A 15,573-nucleotide genomic window follows, 5' to 3' on the forward strand; every position below is an offset into this window, starting at 1 on the left:
GTGAGGGGGAAAAAGGGTGGCAACTGTCTTACAAACGATAAAATAACCCCATCGGTCTAATTGTTTGATGAAGTTCTAGAGCAGCTGTGCCAGAAACTCCATCGTATCTATCCGGTCGGCGTACTCTGCCACGCCAGGCGATTGGGCTTGGCCAAATGGCAGACTGCCCGCAAACCGTGCCCCAGCCGAAACCACGCACTGCGTTTGCGCAGCCACATCGGTAAGCTGGTCCACCAGGTCAATTTCGCTGGTATACTCCCCGTAGTGCACCACCGAAATGGGCGATACCAGCGCTTGGCTGCGCGTGAAAAGCAGAAAGCCGGTATCGTAGTGCGGCACGGCATTCACCAGCATAATACTCTTGTTGTAGTCGTAGTTGTTGTTGTATTTGTGGTGGTTGATTACACCCTCGCCTACTTGCAGGGCATCGAGCAACGGCACAAAATCGTAGCCTTCCGGCACGAATACCTTGCTCACGTTGCGGCAGCCCAGCCCGTAATATTGAAAAATATCGGGACCCAGCAAAGCCAGCTCCGAGCTGGTTTCCTGACCCGTGAGGACGGCCACGCTGGTACGGTTGCGCCGGATGAGGTGGGGCCGCTTGCCGAAATAAAACTCAAAGTAGCGCGCCGTATTATCCGAGCCGGTGGCGATGAAGGCGTCGGCCGCATTCAGGCGCGGCAGCACCTTAATATATTCAACGAAACGAGGCTCCAACGTAGCCAGCTCTTCCATCAGCCACAGCATCAGTACCGTATCGTCGGCGCTGAGCTTGGCCAACAGTACATGGCCGCTCAGCAGCACGCACAGCAGGTCGTGGAAGCCTACCATGGGAATATTGCCGGCCATCACCACGCCAATCTGGCGCACGGTGGTGGGCTCGGGAGGGTAGCGGGCGGCCCAGCGGCGCAGGGGCTCTTCGGCCAGCAGGTGGGCAATGCCGTGCATAGCGGCCGCTACATTAGGCTGGTCAAACCAGCCATTCTGGTTGCGGGCCCGGGCGGCCAAGGCCGCAATTTCATCGGTGGAAATGGTGGTGAGGCGTTGGCCCAGGGCCACGAAGGCAGCAAGTCGTTCGGAGTGATTCATGCGAAAAAAGGCCGGCTGGCGCGCCAGTATTGGCGCAGCACCGGAAGATTACCCGGCAAAATTGGTCGAAACCGTGCGAAGCCAGCTGTTGTTGGTTAATTTTGTGGCACCAAAGAACGGCGCGGACCCAGCGTTTTACGTAAAGTCTGCTGCTCACGCTTTGGTTTCTCCCTTCACCTCGAATTTCTCTCCCCGACGCCCTATGGCCATCATGATAACCGACGAGTGCATCAACTGCGGTGCCTGCGAGCCGGAATGCCCCAACAACGCTATTTACGAAGGTGGTGCCCAGTGGCGCTGGGCCGATGGCACCAGCCTCAAGGAAGTAGTTACTACGTCCGGCGCTACGGAGGCTGGCACAGCGCCTCACACCCCGGTTTCGGACGAATATTACTACATCGTAACCGACAAATGCACCGAGTGTGTGGGCTTCCACGAAGAGCCGCAGTGTGCAGCCGTGTGCCCCGTCGACTGCTGCGTGGATGACCCCGACCACCGCGAAACCCGCGAGCGTTTACTCGAAAAGAAAGAATGGCTGCACCTAGCTGCATAAGCAGCCAGAACAGGCATTCAGTAAAAAGGCCGCTTCCTGATATAGGAAGCGGCCTTTTTACGTTGGTTTAGTCAGGCTCAGGTACCGCAGTTAAAGAACTTATCGTAAGCCGATTCGGGAATTAGGTTGAACTGGCTCATCAGCTTGATGGGATACTTCATCAGGCGCAGGAACGAGTAGCTGTTGGGGTAGTCGTGGAAGGTTTTGGGTGGTGCGGATACAATCTTCTCAAATTCTTCCCGCGTGAGCCCCAGGCGCTTGATGCAAAGTTGAATGACGGCTTCGTCCTCAATGGAGTTGATGTGCGAAATGCGCTCTAAGGCATATTCCCGGCTCATCTGGCCCGACCGTATCAGGGCTGAGTAATTGAACAGCCGCCGGTCGATGTTGAATTTGATGCGGTTGAGGTAGTAGATAACGCTCTGGTAGAGGTCATCAAAATAGTGCGCGCCGGGGTTTTTCCAGGCCAGTTCACGCACCAGCAACTCGTCTACTTCGCTCCGTACGTAGTCGAGGTGGTAGAGCAGGGTCACGGTTTTGATACGCCGGATAAAGGCGTAATAAAACATTTCTTTAATGCCCAGATTGAAGCCGGGGTCATTGGGCTGCCAGCGGCGCAAGGGCACCGTGCCAAATTGTTTGTGCACAGACCGCAGGTAGCGCCCATCCAGAAAATTCCAGCTCAGCGGGGCAATGCCCTCGGTGCGGAATGACTGGCCAATGACCACGTGCCGAATTTTTTCCTTGGCGGCCACGCCGTATAGGGCCGTGGCAATACCAAGGTCAGTGCCTTCCTCCATATCGGGTACGGAGGCCTTCAGGAAAGCAATTTTTAGGTCCTTTGATTCGCGCCAGTCCGAGGTAATGGTGCGAAGCTCCACGCCCAGGCGTTGGCAGGTGCGCACCATGTTTTCGCCAGCCACCGGGTTTCCAAATCCATCGTTGAAGTGTACCGCCAAGGGGCGTAGTTTCAATTGGGTAACGCAGTACCAGAGCGTATAAGTGCTGTCGCGGCCACCACTCACGCCTAGTACGCAGTCGTAAGGGCGATTTTGACCGGCCCGGCGCATTTCATGGGCCAGACGCGCCACAGTGCGATGTGCTTCTTCGCCAAGCGGAAATGCCTGTTCCATTCGGTCATGCACATCGCAAAAAGAACAGGTGCCATTGTCATCAAATGTGATACCCGGTGCCGTGGTATCCATGATACAGCGGGTGCAGCGTTGATAATCCGGAGCTACTTTGCCGGCAACCAGGGCATCATCGGGGTGTAATTGAGTAAGCAAAAGGAGGAGGGGGTGAGAGGCTGCAAAAAGGACCGATGGGTGGGCATGAGAAGGGCGAGGGGCGGGTAGCTAAAAGGGAGAGCGGTTAACCGGGATGGCGTACGTAAGAATCAGGGCAACTGGTCGAACTGGTATCCTTTGCGCTGAAGCATCAGGCCAATTTCGGTGCCGCGCTCGGGGCGGTGAGGACGTTTCAGGTCGGCCACCACCAACTCGCCGGCAAATTCATTGAATGTGCCCTGCGCCTGAATACCGTTGGCATCAATGGCCAGTGAGCAGCCCACACTTTTTTTTCCCTCATATGGTCCGCCTACAATGTAGCCAACCGATGTCGTGCTAATAACCACCACGTTGTAGAGCTTGGCCAGGATGGAGAAGGGCTTCACCCATTTTTCCTGGTACGGGTCGTGCTCTTCGGTAACGGAGTAGTCGACCGTCCAGGAAGCTGGCGCGATGATAAATTCGGCCCCCATACGGGCCAGCGTGTGGCCAATAGATAAGCCATCGAGGTAATTATCGGCGCATACATTTACTCCGATTTTGCCCAGCGGAGTGTCCACCACATTCAGCGTCTGGCCCACCGCATAGAAGGGCTGCTCCACCGCTAGCAGGTTAATCTTGTGGTACTTGACAATAATCTCACCCTGGGGGTTGATGAGAATAGCGGCATTGTAATTGCGGCCATCGGCGGCGCGCTCTGTGAGGCCAGCACATACGTACAGGCCGTGCTTGATAGCCGCTTCGCACAGCACGTCGCTGAACGGGCCAGGAATTGGCTGGGCCTCATAGAGGGCACTGGGGTGCGTCCAGGCAAAATCGAGGGTTTCGGGAAGCAGCACCAATTCGCACTTTTGCGCAGCAGCCTGGGCAATTTGCTCCACCGCACGCGCCAGGTTTCGGGCAGGCTCGCCACCTTCTACCAGTAGCTGCCCCAGGCCTACCCGAAGGGTGCCTATAGGCGGCGGCACTGCTTGCACAGGCGGTGTAGGAGGAGCCGACTTTAGGAAATTAAAGAGCTTAGCCATCGGGGAATAATGTACAGATTATAACTAAACACTCGGAAGATACAAACTCCTAATTAAACCCAAAGGCTTGCGAATGGTCGGCAAGCAAAGGTAAAAAATACGGGTAGGACTTGTATTAAATAAGCATTAAAACCAATGCTTCATTACGCTGCTGACAGTCAGGAGAAATTATACTCGAATGGCAGCGCCTGAAAAATATTTTCGTTTGAGGACGGGGCGTAAGAATTTTAACGACTGTTGGCCAGGGATGCCAATGCTTGTGTCGAAATCACTGCCGGCTCATTCCTGCTGACCCCGCGTTTCTATTGCCTATTTTTGCACTTTCTGCTTTCTCTATTATCCCCCATGTCCCTCGCCCCCACCTATTCGCCCACCGACGTTGAAGCCAAATGGTACCAGCGTTGGCAGGAGCAGGGCTTTTTCAAAGCCAAGGCCAATCCCAAGAAAACGCCCTACACCGTTGTCATTCCGCCGCCGAACGTGACGGGCGTGCTCCACATGGGGCACATGCTCAACAATACGATTCAGGACGTGCTGGTGCGCCGCGCCCGCATGCAGGGCAAGGAAGCCTGCTGGGTGCCCGGCACCGACCACGCCAGCATCGCCACCGAAGCCAAAGTAGTGGCCTTGCTCAAGGAGCAGGGCATTGCCAAGACCGACCTGACCCGCGAGCAGTTTCTGGCCCACGCCTTCGAGTGGAAAGACAAGTACGGCGGTATCATCCTGGAGCAGCTCAAGCAGCTAGGCGCTTCCTGCGATTGGGACCGCACCCGCTTCACCATGGAGCCCGACCTGACCGAGGCCGTACTTCGCGTGTTCGTGGACCTGTATAATAAAGGCCTGATTTACCGCGGCGTGCGCATGGTGAACTGGGACCCCGAAGGCCGCACCGCCATCTCCGATGAGGAGGTGATTGCCAAGGACGTGCAGGCCAAAATGTACTACCTAAACTACGCCATAGTAGGGCAGGAGGGCCAGTTTCTGACCGTGGCAACGTCGCGGCCCGAAACAATTATGGCTGACGTAGCCGTGGCCGTGAATCCCAACGACCCGCGCTTTGCGCACCTGGCCGGCCAGAAAGTGCGCATCCCACTGCTGGGCCGCGAAATTCCGGTGATTTTCGACGAATACGTATCGATGGATTTCGGTACCGGCGCGCTGAAAGTGACGCCCGCTCACGACCTGAACGACTACGAGTTGGGGGTGAAGCACAACCTACCCGTTATCGACATTCTGGCTGATAATGGCACACTGAACGAGAAGGCCGTGCTCTACGTGGGCCAGGACCGTTTCGCCGTGCGCAGGCAGATTGCCAAAGACTTGCAGGAAGCCGGTTTGCTTCAGAAAATCGAGGAGTATGCCAGCATTGTGCAGACCTCGGAGCGTACCAAAGCCGTGATTGAGCCCAAGCTCAGCTTGCAGTGGTTCCTGAAAATGGAGCACCTGGCCAAGTCCGCGCTCGAAGTGGTGGAAAACGACACAATCAAGCTGCATCCGCCCAAGTTCAAGAACATGTACCGGGCCTGGATGGAGAACGTGCACGACTGGTGCATCTCGCGCCAGCTGTGGTGGGGCCAGCAGATTCCGGCCTACTACCTGCCCGATGGCAGCTTCGTGGTAGCCCTCACGGCCGAAGATGCTCTAGAGAAAGCCCGGACCCAAAGCAGCAACCCCGGCTTGCAGCTCAGCGACTTGCGCCAGGACGAAGACGTACTGGATACGTGGTTTTCGTCGTGGCTGTGGCCGATTTCGGTATTCGATGGCTTCAAGGACCCGGACAACGCCGACATCAATTATTTCTACCCCACTAACGACTTGGTGACGGGGCCGGACATCCTGTTTTTCTGGGTGGCCCGCATGATTATGGCCGGCCTGGAATACCGCCAGGAAGTGCCGTTCCGCAACGTGTACCTCACCGGCATCGTGCGCGATTCGCAGGGCCGCAAGATGAGCAAGCAGCTCGGCAACTCACCCGACCCGCTCGACCTCATCGCCCAATACGGCGCCGATGGCGTGCGGACGGGCATGCTGTTCTCGGCCCCGGCCGGCAACGATTTGCTCTACGACGTGAAGCTTGTGGAGCAGGGCCGCAACTTCTCCAACAAGCTCTGGAACGCCTTCCGCCTCGTGAAAGGCTGGGAAGCTGATGCGTCGCTGCCCTTCGTGAATGAAAAGGCCGTGACTTGGTTCAACGCCCGGCTGCAAGCCGCCATCGTCGAGATGGATGACCATTTCGAGAAGTTCCGGATGAGCGACGCGCTGATGACGGTGTACAAGCTGGCTTGGGACGATTTTTGTTCGCAGTACTTGGAAATGGTGAAACCCGCCTACCAGCACCCGATTGATGCTGAAAGTCTGCGCCACACTATCAGTTTCCTCGAAACGCTGCTCAAACTGCAGCATCCGTTCATGCCCTTCATTACCGAAGAGGTGTGGCACGAGTTGGCCGAGCGGAGCCCCCGCGACTACGTAACCGTAGCCCCTTGGCCCCGCGCCACCGCCCCAGCCAACAGCGCCGAAACCCTTGCCAATATGGACAAGGTGCTGGCCATTGTGGCTGGCATCCGCACCGTGCGCAATCAGAAAAACCTCGGCCCCAACAAGCCGCTGACGCTGGTAGCCAAAACCGACGAGCCGCAACTGGTAACTGATTACGAGGGCATTATTCGCAAGCTGGGCAGCATCTCAGAGGTAAGCTTCGCCGATGCCGGCCCGGCCGCTTCAGTAAGCTTCGTGCTGGGCGGTAGCGAGTTCTTCATTCCGCTCGAAGGTCACATCGACTTAGCCGTCGAGCGCACCCGCCTCGAAAAAGAGCTGGAATACGCTCAGGGTTTCCGCGACTCCGTGCAGAGGAAGCTGGGCAACGAAAAATTTGCTCAGAATGCCAAGCCTGAAGTGCTGGAAAAAGAGCGCCAGAAGCTGGCTGATTCAGAGACGAAAATTGCCGCGTTAGAGCAAGCGCTGAAAGGACTGTAGCATTTTGCCTACGATTTCTTAAGAATAAAAAGCCGTTTCCAGTTGATGGAAGCGGCTTTTTGTTTGGTAATAAAACGAATAGAATCAATTTGGCGACATATGTCGTTATATTCGCGTCAGTTGTCGTAAAAACTAGCATGCAGCGCTTACCCAAGGGCCTCGTCTGGCTTTCCTTTCACGCGAGAGGGAACCAAGGGCGAGGTTCCGGCGCCAAGTGACGTATTACAAAATCATAAACCCAACCCACATGGCTCCATATGCCTTTGTAGAAGTTCTGGGCGGCCCATCAGTGGTGGGTGAGCCCATTGCCAGCGACTTACAGCTGGTCGACATGATTGAGCGCGGGATCCAGCGCAAAGCCCTCGACCATCTGGCCCGGCGTTCGCACCTGCCGCTGCCAGTCCTGGCGGCGGCCGTCGATTTGTCGGTGCGCACCTTGCAGCGTTACACGCCTGCCCAGCGCCTCAAGGCTGATGCCACCGACCGGCTGGTACAATTGGCCACGCTGTACGCGGAGGGGTTCGATTTATTCGGGGAAGAGAAATTTCGTCACTGGATGGAATCTTCCATTCCCGCGCTGGGTAGCCGCAAGCCCGTCGACCTCATCAACTCCACCGTGGGAATCCGAATGCTGCGCGACATTCTGGGGCGCATTGAGCACGGCGTTTTTGGGTAGGGATGGAAGTATTTCGGCTTGCCCGCTACACCCGGCGCTTCGACCTGAGCGGCTACGGCGCCTACCTCTACGGTGGCCGCTGGAACCTGCCCGGCCTAGCGGTGCTCTACACCGCCGAGCAACGGGCCATTGCCCTGCTCGAAACCTTAGTGCACCTGCCCGTCGAAGACTTACCCGACGATATGTACCTTATGACGTTGGAGGTGCCCGACGATGTGAGCCGCGAGGCCCTCACGCCGGACGACCTGCCTGCCGATTGGCAGCGCTTATCAATGCCGCAGCCTACGGCCACCATTGGACACGAGTGGCTACAATCGGGCCGCAGCCTGGCCCTGCAGGTTCCCTCAGTAGTAGTGCCACAGGAGCGGAACCTGCTGCTAAACCCAGCGCATCCCGAATTTATCCGGATACGGCTGCTGGACGCCCAGCCCTTCCATTTCGATGAGCGGCTGAAGAAGTAGAACGGGTGACAAGTAGCGTGGTCCTACTTACTGTGGAATGCCACCGGGCTGCTTTTTTTGCAGCGGTGCCAGCTGGTTTTGCAACTGGAAGGTAACTTTCTGGCAATCAGCAAAACGCTGCTCCGATAGCTGCAAGGCTTTTTCGGTAGCGGATAGCTGCTGATACAAGTAGCCAATGAGACCCAGCGCCAGCACCAGTGCACCAAGGAAAACGATGTTCTTCATGCAAATTCAAAAGAAAAACAGAACGTCATGTTGAGCGAAGTCGAAGCATCTCGCGTGCAGCAGTAATCAATTACTTATGCGGTAGAGATGCTTCGACTTCGCTCAACATGACGTTCTTTTGATTAGACAGCCAAACCGACCTTAAATAGCCGTGTTCGGGTCGAACTGCTCCAGATAGTCGGCTACTTTGCGCACGAACATGCCGCCGAGCGAGCCGTCCACCACGCGGTGGTCGTAGCTGTGGCTCAGGAACATAAAGTGGCGAATGCCGATGAGGTCGCCCTGCGGCGTCTCAATCACGGCCGGCTTTTTCTTGATAGCGCCCACGGCCATGATGGCCACCTGCGGCTGCATGATAATGGGCGTGCCCATCACGTTGCCGAACGAGCCCACGTTGCTCAGCGTGTAGGTACCGCCTTCGAGGTCGGCGGGGGTGAGCTTGTTGATGCGGGCACGGTTAGCCAGGTCGTTCACCTTCTTGGTCAGGCCGTTGAGGTTGAGCTGGTCGGCGTTGTGAATGACGGGGACGATGAGGTTACCCGAGGGTAGGGCCACGGCTACGCCAATATTGATGTCGCGCTTCTTCACGATGTAGTCGCCGTCGATGGACACGTTAATCATCGGGAAATCCTGGATGGCGCGGGCCACAGCCTGGATAAAGATGGGGGTGAAGGTCAGGTTCTCACCCTCACGCTTTTTGTAGGCATCCTTGTGCTTGTTGCGCCAGTTCACGATGTCCGTCACATCGGCCTCTACGAAGCTGGTGACGTGCGGCGAAATGCGCTTCGAGTCCACCATGCGCTGCGCAATCATCTTGCGCATGCGGTCCATTTCAATCAGCTCCTGGCCGCCGCTCACGCTAGGCGCGGGCTTGGTACTGGTCGCTTGAGGAGCCGGGGATTTGGCGGCTTGGGTTTCGGCAGGAACGGGCTGGGGCGCGGGGGCCTGGGGCTGCGCAGCCGGGGCAACGGCAACCGCCGTGGCGGCTTTGGGGCCCAGGGCGGGCTTGCCGGCAGCTACGTAGTCAAGAATGTCCTTTTTGGTGACGCGGTTTTCCTTGCCGGTGCCGGGCAGGTATTCCAGGTCGGCCATGCTCACGCCTTCTTCGCGGGCAATGCTGAGCACCAGCGGTGAGAGGAAACGGCCGGGCTGGTGTTCGGCCCCAACTGCAGCCTTAGCGGCCTGCGGGTCGTGTGGTTCCGGCAGGTAGGGCACGGCGCTGCCGTTGCTGGAAGGAGCGGGGGCGGCTTGCGGCGCGGCCGGAGCACTAGCCGGAGCCGCCACACCAGCGCCAGCCGAATCGGTTTCCATAATGGCAATGGGGGCACCAACGGCTACCACCTGGCCTTCCTGCACCAGAATTTCCTGCAACACGCCAGCATAGATGGCGGGCACTTCGGTATCAACTTTGTCGGTGGCCACTTCCAGCACCGATTCGTCTTGCTCAATGGTGTCGCCAACTTGTTTGAGCCATTTCAGGACGGTGCCTTCCATGATGGATTCGCCCATTTTGGGCATCGTCATTTCCACTCGTGCCATATGTAGGAGGGTATTTTGGGGTAATAAGAGGTGGGGTGGGAGTTTGGTACCGCAAAGGTAGCCCAAAAGCCGAACGCCCCCGCCGTGCAATGCAAAGGGATATTTCACCTCTCGCCAGCGTAGCGGTGAGCCACGCCCTGAAGCACTACTTTTACACGCCGATATACAGCCCTTCGCATGCAACTATCCACGGCCCCTGCTCTGCAATGAAGCTTTTTGATATTACGCAACCCACCGCACAACTGCTCCCCATCGTGGTCAGCGTGCCCCACGCTGGCACCGCATTTCCCGATGACATTCAGGCAGCATTGAAGTCTGGCCTGCTCCCGCCCGATGATACCGATTGGTTTGTGCATCAACTCTATGACTTTGCCATCGAGCTGGGCATTCCCATCCTGAAAGCCAATTACAGCCGCTGGGTGGTCGACCTAAACCGCAACCCCGACAGCAGCCCGCTTTACCACGACGGGCGCGTATTAACAGGTCTGTGCACCACCACTACCTTCCTGGGCGAACCGATATACACCGATGAGCGGGCCGAAGTGGCCCCGACTGAAGTCATCCGGCGCAAAAAGCTTTACTTCGAGCCCTACCACGAAGCCCTGCAGCAGCTACTAGACGATACCAAAGCGCGTTTCGGCCAGGTGCTGCTCTGGGACTGTCACTCCATCCGGCGGGTGGTGGCGGCCATTCACGCCGGGCCATTCCCGGACTTAATTCTGGGCAGTGCCGACCAGACTTCGGCCTCGGCGGAGCTGATTGAGCAGGCCTTGCAGCAGTTGGGCAGCGGGCCATATTCGCTCAATCACAACACACCTTTCAAGGGCGGCTACATCACCCGGCATTTCGGCCAGCCCGAGGCGCGGCAGCATGCGCTCCAACTGGAAATGTCGAAAGATGTGTACATGGATGATGCGGAGCAGGCTTACGACCAGGACCGGGCCACCCGGATTCGCACCATTCTGCGGCAGACCTTGCTCACCCTTGGCCAGTCGCTCTGCTCCGCCTAAACCCTGCATTTCAGCCCGACATGACCTATTTTCTTTTCTCCTCCCTACTGCTTAAAGAAGGCTGGCTCAGCCCAGCTTATGTAGGCGTCAATGCCCAAGGCATCATTGAATATTTGTCGCAAGAGCCACCCACCGAGCTTGGAGTAGTGGTGCAAAAGGTAGCTGGCGCGGCCTTGCCGGGCTTTCAGAATGCCCATTCGCACGCGTTTCAGTACGGGATGGCGGGCCAGGCCGAGCAGCACGCCGTGGGCGCACGCGACGATTTCTGGAGCTGGCGCGAGGCCATGTACGCCTGCGCTGAAACCTTCAGCCCCGAGCAAAACGAGCAGGTGGCCACCACGCTGTACCGCCACCTGCTCCGCAACGGCTACACTTCGGTGGTCGAGTTTCACTACCTGCACCACGACCCCACCGGCCGCCCCTACGCCAACTTGGCCGAGATGGGTGAGCGCCTAGTGGCGGCGGCTCGGGCGGCTGGAATCAAAATCACGCTGGTGCCGGTGTTCTACCAAAAGGGTGATTTTGGCCGGGAGCCTCAGCCCCGCCAGCGGCGGTTCATTTCACCCACCCTCGACGACTATCTGAACCTGCTGGCCAGCAGCCGCCAGGCCGTGACCCACTACGAGCGCGCCCAACTGGGTTTCGGCGTGCATTCACTCCGGGCCGTGGAGGCGGCCGACGTGCTGGCCACCCACGCCCAAGGCCCCGCCGACCTGCCATTCCACCTGCACGCCGCCGAGCAAACCCTGGAAGTGGAGCGCTGCCAGGCTCACCTTGGGGCACGGCCGGTGGAGTGGCTGCTCGATAACCTGCCCCTCAGCGAGCGATTCCACCTCGTGCACTGCACCCACCTCACGCCCGCCGAAACTACCCGGCTGGCCCAGTCCGGCGCCAACGTCGTGCTTTGCCCGGGCACCGAAGGCAACCTCGGCGATGGCATTTTTTCTCTGGTCGACTATGCCGAAGCGGGCGGTAGCTGGTCCATCGGCACCGACAGCCACATCAGCCTGAACCCGTTGGAAGACCTGCGCTGGCTCGATTATGGCCAGCGCCTCATCCACCGCCGCCGCAACATCTTCGCCGATGGCGCTTTGGTGCTGGTTAATAAGACCTTCTTTGCCGGGCACCGCGCCGCTGGCCGCACCCCCATCAACTATTTCGCCCTTGGCCAGCCGCTGGACGCCGTTGTTTACGACCTTAACCAGCCGTTATTGGCCCAGGCAGGCGTGCAGTACCTACTGCCCGCCATCATGTACACCACCGACCCCTCGGCCATTCTCGGCACACTGGTAGATGGGCAGTGGGCCTACCGGGCAGGAGAGAAGCAGGCCTAGCGTACCTTGAAAGTGAAGATGTAAAACCCCGTAGCACGTTCTGGTACAACGCTATTAGTAACGAACCGAACTGCCCGTAGGGCCTTGCGGCATTCGGTTTCCTGCCGGGCCGATACGTTGCTACTAACGGTGACAACCAAATCGAGCGCGCCTGCCGTATTGACAACCAGCCGGAAGCGAATGGCTCCTGGCTTCTCATCCAAAAACTCAGGTTTGGGCGGGGTTTCGAAATACCGACCTGTCTGAGAGAGTGCCATCCCAGGCCGGCCTCCCCGCCGGATATCGGCAATGGCAGGCTGCGTGGGCAACTGGCTTGGAGGTGGCGCCGTTTGAGCAAAAGCTGGTGGCAGTGCGAGGGTTGCCCACGCAGTGAGCGAATAATAGTGTTTCACACGAGAAAGGCCGGATTTATAGTCCGTAAAGTAACTGAATAGTTACTGGTTGGCCGTAAGGTCCTTCGCCGTGCGGTGGAAATGCTTGCGGCGTAACTTCCTGCGAATATCAGGCGGTAGTCCCCAGCCTTCGGTATACAACTTGAGTACATCCGCTTCGTTTTCGGCGCTGTAATAGCCGGATTTCAGCATGCCGACGGTGGTAAATACGGTGTTGCCCAAGGAATCCTGCCGGGCCTCCTGGGCGGTGGGAGGGGCGTGCCCGACGTATTTGGCCTCGGCGGTAGCCTTGTCGCCAGCGGCTTGCAGACCTTCGCCAGCCGCCCGCTTTTCGCGAAAGATCTTGTGCACAGCAAAAACGGTATCGCGCCCTTGGCCGAAGCCAAGCCTGGCCGCACTGGTCAGAAGCAGAAGTAAGAGGAGCTTTTGGGGCATAACAGAATGGGGAAGGGCATCGACAAGACTAAATTACTGGCGAGTGAGTTGTTAATTTTCAGGAATTTCTTGCTGTAGTTCTCCGCGCTTTTTTCATCCCTGGCCGCGCTTTGGCCGTGAACCACCGCCGCAGAAACGCGGTGAGAGATGGAAAAGCGTGGCTTCATTGCACAAGATGGTCCGGAGGCTTCAGGGTTGGGCGTGGAAATATTTCATCCGGAGCCGGCGCCGCACGTCGGGCGGCAGGGGCCAGCCCTCCTCGTAACGTCGCACAATGAGGTGCTCACGGTCAGCGCTATAGCGAAATGCCTGCCGCAGCCCCACCACTACTGAAACGACCGTCACCAGCGCATTCACCCCCATCAACACCTGTTGGTCCTGCGCCGAGCCCGACACCATGCCGACAATGCTGGCGGCTCCAGTGCCCAAGGCTCCCTCGGCCGAATGGCGGTGCTTTTTGAAGAGTTGATGCACCGCAAAGGCCGAGTCGCGCACCGGGCGCGAAGCGGGCAAGGCTGGCTGGGCAGCCCCGCGCCCCTGCAGGGCCAGCATCAGCCCGCTAACAAAACCAAAAAAACGCATCATCGGAAAGAAAAATGGCCACAATTCCCGTACAGGAGTCGTGGCCATCGCGGCAGGTTGCACCATGTAGCTACCGGCTATTGCTCCACTACAAGCTGCGGAATGCCTTCCTCCGTCAAATCTCCGCCCGTGGCCGCCGCCTCTTGCCGAAACTTCGAGAAGCAGATGCTACGGTTCGACGCGTACTTATTGGTAGGGTCGCTGATGATGACAACGTGTGGGAACGTACCAAATTCCTTGCCTTCGTAAAGCAGGGTTTTCTTGATACCCAGACCGGGCTTGTTCACCACATCCACATAGATTTTCCGGCCCACGCCCTTTGGTCCCGGCTTGGCAAAAAGCACTGTGGTTTCGATACTGCCAGTGCAGGAATCAGCGCAGCCAGCCAGAATCGCAGGTAAAGCACATGCCAGCAGAAGCCGGAATACTGGAAAACGAAAAGAAAATACTTGTGAAAAGGCCACAGCTGAATTGCTACGAATGGATGAAAATCTAAACAATTAGAAACAAAAACGCCCGACTAAATCTAGTCAGGCGTTTTTGAAAGCAATGGTAATTACACCACCGAGAAATCAAATGTCTCCAGAAATTTCGTGGTGAAATTACCGGCTTTGAAATCCTCATTGTCCATCAGCGCCAGGTGAAAGGGGATGGTCGTTTTCACGCCTTCTACCACAAACTCGCTCAGGGCACGCTTCATTTTTACGATGCACTCCTCGCGGGTCTGGGCTACGGTGATGAGCTTGGCAATCATCGAGTCGTAGTTCGGCGGGATGGTGTAGCCCGCGTACACGTGCGTATCGACGCGCACGCCGTGGCCACCGGGGATGTGCAGCGTGGTAATCTTGCCGGGAGTGGGGCGGAAGCCGTGGCGCGGGTCCTCGGCATTGATGCGGCACTCCATAGCATGAAGCTGCGGGATGTAGTTTTTGCCCGAAATCGGAATGCCGGCCGCTACTTTAATCTGCTCTTTGATGAGGTCGTAGCTCACCACTTCTTCCGTCACGGGGTGCTCCACCTGAATGCGGGTGTTCATCTCCATGAAGTAGAAGTCGCGGTTCTTATCCACCAGAAACTCGATGGTACCCACGCCCTCGTAGCCAATGCTGCTGGCGCCCTTGATGGCCGCTGCACCCATTTTCTCACGCAATGAGTCCGTCATAAACGGCGATGGCGACTCTTCCACCAGCTTTTGGTGGCGGCGCTGAATGGAGCAGTCGCGCTCCGACAGGTGGCAAACGTGCCCAAACTGGTCGCCCACTACCTGGATTTCGATGTGGCGGGGCTCCTCCACAAATTTCTCCAGGTACATGCCATCGTTTCCAAATGCAGCCTTCGATTCGGTGCGGGCATCGTCCCAGGCCTTCTGAAACTCATCATCTGAGTTGATGACGCGCATGCCGCGTCCGCCGCCACCAGCCGTGGCCTTCAGGATGACCGGATATTTGATTTTGGCGGCAATTTTCTTGCCCTGCTCCACCGAGTCGAGCAAGCCATCGGAGCCGGGTACACAGGGCACGCCGGCTTTTTTCATCGTGTCCTTGGCCGTGGCCTTGTCGCCCATCTGGTTTATCATCTCGGGCGAGGCCCCGATGAACTTGATGCCGTTTTCGGCGCAGATGCGCGAGAATTCTGCGTTCTCGCTCAGGAAGCCGTAGCCGGGGTGAATGGCATCGGCATTGGTGATTTCGCAGGCCGCAATCAGGTTGGGCATGCTCAGGTAGCTCTGCGACGAAGCCGGCGGCCCGATGCAGACCGCCTCATCGGCAAACTTTACGTGCAGGCTTTCCTTGTCGGCAGTCGAGTACACGGCCACCGTTTTGATGCCCATTTCCTTGCAGGTGCGGATGATGCGCAGAGCGATTTCGCCCCGGTTGGCGATGAGTATTTTCTTGAACATAGGGGTGGGGTCTTGGAAGAAAGTTAGCAGTAGGGGCGGGGCTTGTCCCCGCCCGCCGTTCGCGCCGCCTATTAAGGCCTCGTGCAACGG

General features: G+C 57.8%; 15 protein-coding genes. 6 read left to right on the plus strand and 9 right to left on the minus strand.

What is annotated here, in order from left to right; genetic code table 11:
* Positions 1-75: 75 nt before the first annotated feature.
* Entirely contained in the window at positions 76-1,089 is a 1,014-nt protein-coding gene (locus J4E00_RS09640) for an acyl-CoA reductase (protein WP_208174923.1), read from the minus strand.
* Positions 1,090-1,291: 202 nt separating this feature from the next.
* Here J4E00_RS09640 and J4E00_RS09645 point away from each other — a divergent pair, with 202 nt between their 5' ends.
* Positions 1,292-1,642, plus strand: coding sequence for a 4Fe-4S dicluster domain-containing protein (locus J4E00_RS09645; protein WP_208174924.1), 351 nt, complete (start codon positions 1,292-1,294; stop codon positions 1,640-1,642).
* Between the two features lie 77 nt (positions 1,643-1,719).
* Here J4E00_RS09645 and J4E00_RS09650 read toward each other — a convergent pair whose 3' ends face one another.
* Together J4E00_RS09650 and J4E00_RS09655 are read right to left on the minus strand one after the other, a co-directional pair.
* Entirely contained in the window at positions 1,720-2,928 is a 1,209-nt protein-coding gene (locus J4E00_RS09650) for an N-acetyl sugar amidotransferase (RefSeq protein ID WP_208174925.1), read from the minus strand.
* Positions 2,929-3,038: 110 nt separating this feature from the next.
* Positions 3,039-3,953, minus strand: coding sequence for a carbon-nitrogen hydrolase family protein (locus J4E00_RS09655; RefSeq protein ID WP_208174926.1), 915 nt, complete (start codon positions 3,951-3,953; stop codon positions 3,039-3,041).
* Between the two features lie 345 nt (positions 3,954-4,298).
* Between J4E00_RS09655 and J4E00_RS09660 the strand changes: the two genes are divergently transcribed.
* The 3 genes from J4E00_RS09660 (at position 4,299) to J4E00_RS09670 (ending at position 8,066) form a co-directional block, all read left to right on the plus strand.
* Entirely contained in the window at positions 4,299-6,929 is a 2,631-nt protein-coding gene (locus tag J4E00_RS09660; RefSeq protein WP_208174927.1) for a valine--tRNA ligase, read from the plus strand.
* Positions 6,930-7,176: 247 nt separating this feature from the next.
* A complete protein-coding gene (locus J4E00_RS09665; protein ID WP_208174928.1) occupies positions 7,177-7,605 on the plus strand; it encodes an antitoxin Xre/MbcA/ParS toxin-binding domain-containing protein in 429 nt (142 codons plus the stop codon).
* Positions 7,606-7,607: 2 nt separating this feature from the next.
* Positions 7,608-8,066, plus strand: a complete 459-nt coding sequence (locus J4E00_RS09670; protein ID WP_208174929.1) for an RES family NAD+ phosphorylase — start codon at positions 7,608-7,610, stop codon at positions 8,064-8,066.
* Positions 8,067-8,093: 27 nt separating this feature from the next.
* On the opposite strand, the gene J4E00_RS09675 is transcribed toward J4E00_RS09670, so the two are convergent.
* Complete coding sequence (locus J4E00_RS09675; RefSeq protein WP_208174930.1) at positions 8,094-8,291, minus strand: hypothetical protein; 198 nt, start codon at positions 8,289-8,291, stop codon at positions 8,094-8,096.
* Between the two features lie 141 nt (positions 8,292-8,432).
* Positions 8,433-9,830: a dihydrolipoamide acetyltransferase family protein gene (locus tag J4E00_RS09680; protein ID WP_208174931.1), complete on the minus strand. Its 1,398-nt coding sequence runs from the start codon at positions 9,828-9,830 to the stop codon at positions 8,433-8,435.
* A gap of 206 nt (positions 9,831-10,036) precedes the next feature.
* Here J4E00_RS09680 and J4E00_RS09685 point away from each other — a divergent pair, with 206 nt between their 5' ends.
* Together J4E00_RS09685 and hutF are read left to right on the plus strand one after the other, a co-directional pair.
* Positions 10,037-10,840, plus strand: a complete 804-nt coding sequence (locus J4E00_RS09685) for an N-formylglutamate amidohydrolase (protein ID WP_208174932.1) — start codon at positions 10,037-10,039, stop codon at positions 10,838-10,840.
* A 20-nt stretch (positions 10,841-10,860) separates the two neighbouring features.
* The gene (gene hutF / locus J4E00_RS09690; protein ID WP_208174933.1) at positions 10,861-12,174 is read left to right on the plus strand and encodes a formimidoylglutamate deiminase; all 1,314 of its coding nucleotides are present in this window, start codon (positions 10,861-10,863) and stop codon (positions 12,172-12,174) included.
* A 434-nt stretch (positions 12,175-12,608) separates the two neighbouring features.
* Here the strand turns inward: hutF and J4E00_RS09695 are convergent, their stop codons facing one another.
* The 4 genes from J4E00_RS09695 to accC all read right to left on the minus strand — a co-directional run bounded on the left by J4E00_RS09695 (position 12,609) and on the right by accC (position 15,483).
* On the minus strand, positions 12,609-13,001 hold the full coding sequence (locus J4E00_RS09695) for a hypothetical protein (RefSeq protein ID WP_208174934.1): 393 nt from the start codon (positions 12,999-13,001) through the stop codon (positions 12,609-12,611).
* A gap of 189 nt (positions 13,002-13,190) precedes the next feature.
* A complete protein-coding gene (locus tag J4E00_RS09700) occupies positions 13,191-13,586 on the minus strand; it encodes a hypothetical protein (RefSeq protein ID WP_208174935.1) in 396 nt (131 codons plus the stop codon).
* Positions 13,587-13,660: 74 nt separating this feature from the next.
* Positions 13,661-13,927, minus strand: coding sequence for a hypothetical protein (locus J4E00_RS09705; protein WP_208174936.1), 267 nt, complete (start codon positions 13,925-13,927; stop codon positions 13,661-13,663).
* A gap of 212 nt (positions 13,928-14,139) precedes the next feature.
* The gene (gene accC / locus J4E00_RS09710; RefSeq protein WP_208174937.1) at positions 14,140-15,483 is read right to left on the minus strand and encodes an acetyl-CoA carboxylase biotin carboxylase subunit; all 1,344 of its coding nucleotides are present in this window, start codon (positions 15,481-15,483) and stop codon (positions 14,140-14,142) included.
* Positions 15,484-15,573 lie beyond the last annotated feature (90 nt).

The sequence above is a fragment of the Hymenobacter negativus genome, from assembly GCF_017571495.1.
Classification (GTDB): Bacteria; Bacteroidota; Bacteroidia; order Cytophagales; family Hymenobacteraceae; genus Hymenobacter; species Hymenobacter negativus.

Bases quoted from the DNA above. Each gene is read 5' to 3' on its own strand.
- J4E00_RS09640 (WP_208174923.1), bottom strand. From the start codon at position 1,089: ATGAATCACTCCGAACGACTTGCTGCCTTCGTGGCCCTGGGCCAACGC.
- J4E00_RS09645 (WP_208174924.1), top strand. From the start codon at position 1,292: ATGGCCATCATGATAACCGACGAGTGCATCAACTGCGGTGCCTGCGAG.
- J4E00_RS09655 (WP_208174926.1), bottom strand. From the start codon at position 3,953: ATGGCTAAGCTCTTTAATTTCCTAAAGTCGGCTCCTCCTACACCGCCT.
- J4E00_RS09660 (WP_208174927.1), top strand. From the start codon at position 4,299: ATGTCCCTCGCCCCCACCTATTCGCCCACCGACGTTGAAGCCAAATGG.
- J4E00_RS09665 (WP_208174928.1), top strand. From the start codon at position 7,177: ATGGCTCCATATGCCTTTGTAGAAGTTCTGGGCGGCCCATCAGTGGTG.
- J4E00_RS09670 (WP_208174929.1), top strand. From the start codon at position 7,608: ATGGAAGTATTTCGGCTTGCCCGCTACACCCGGCGCTTCGACCTGAGC.
- J4E00_RS09675 (WP_208174930.1), bottom strand. From the start codon at position 8,291: ATGAAGAACATCGTTTTCCTTGGTGCACTGGTGCTGGCGCTGGGTCTC.
- J4E00_RS09680 (WP_208174931.1), bottom strand. From the start codon at position 9,830: ATGGCACGAGTGGAAATGACGATGCCCAAAATGGGCGAATCCATCATG.
- J4E00_RS09685 (WP_208174932.1), top strand. From the start codon at position 10,037: ATGAAGCTTTTTGATATTACGCAACCCACCGCACAACTGCTCCCCATC.
- hutF (WP_208174933.1), top strand. From the start codon at position 10,861: ATGACCTATTTTCTTTTCTCCTCCCTACTGCTTAAAGAAGGCTGGCTC.
- J4E00_RS09695 (WP_208174934.1), bottom strand. From the start codon at position 13,001: ATGCCCCAAAAGCTCCTCTTACTTCTGCTTCTGACCAGTGCGGCCAGG.
- J4E00_RS09700 (WP_208174935.1), bottom strand. From the start codon at position 13,586: ATGATGCGTTTTTTTGGTTTTGTTAGCGGGCTGATGCTGGCCCTGCAG.
- accC (WP_208174937.1), bottom strand. From the start codon at position 15,483: ATGTTCAAGAAAATACTCATCGCCAACCGGGGCGAAATCGCTCTGCGC.